The 897-nt window shown below is 41.6% G+C and carries 1 protein-coding gene; it reads left to right on the top strand.

Annotated elements, in window-relative coordinates; all coding sequences use genetic code 11:
- Positions 1 to 32: 32 nt before the first annotated feature.
- The coding region (locus tag AACQ38_RS23725) for an IS630-like element ISPlu19 family transposase (RefSeq protein ID WP_165579244.1) at positions 33 to 897 on the top strand (865 nt) is incomplete at its 3' end.

Consider the following 897-nt stretch of genomic DNA (forward strand, 5'->3'; position numbering starts at 1 on the left):
TTTTATCCGAAATGGAGATCATTATCCTCGCTATGAAAATATTCATTACCGATGAACAAAAAGCCGAACTTGAACATCTCCATCACACCTGCCGTGATAAGAGGGAGTGTGATCGCATCAAAGCGGTCCTGCTGGCCTCTGAAGGCTGGAGTTCAGTGATGATCGCTCAGGCCCTGCGTCTTCATGAAATGACCGTTAACCGTCATATCAGCGATTACCTTAATCAAGGTAAACTTAAATCTGATAATGGGGGGTCTGATAGTTTGCTTTCCCGAGAACAAACTGATTTTTTAATCAATCACTTATCTCAACATCTTTTCCATCACACCCATGAAATCGTGGCCTATGTTGCTCAGCTCTGGAAGATTACCTTTAGCATTCCCGGCATGAATAAATGGCTACACCGTCAGGGTTTTTCTTATAAAAAACCTTGTGGCGTCCCTCATAAATTCGACGCAGAAAAACAGCGACAATTTATTGAATATTATGAGAATCTTAAAGTCACAGCGAAAGACGAACCCATCCTTTTTCTTGACGCTGTTCACCCGACTCAAGGCACCAAACTCGGTTATGGTTGGATGCGAAAAGGCGAGAAAAAAACAGTCAAAACAACAGGAAGCCGGACTCGCCTGAATATATTGGGCGCGCTCAACCTGAATGCCATTGGTCGTACGGTGTTCCAGGAATATCAAACCATCAATGACTACAATATTTGCTGTTTTTTCAATGAAATAAGAAAGTCTTATCCTGACTATCATCAAAAAATTCATCTTATTGTGGATGGAGCGGGTTACAACAAAGCTCATCTTGTTAAGGAGTGGGCTTATGTTAGCAATATTGAGTTACATTACCTTCCTCCCTATAGCCCAAATTTAAACCCAATAGAGCGATTATGGA

The sequence above is a fragment of the Photorhabdus sp. RW14-46 genome (assembly GCF_963887965.1).
In the GTDB taxonomy this organism is placed as follows: Bacteria; Pseudomonadota; Gammaproteobacteria; order Enterobacterales; family Enterobacteriaceae; genus Photorhabdus; species Photorhabdus laumondii.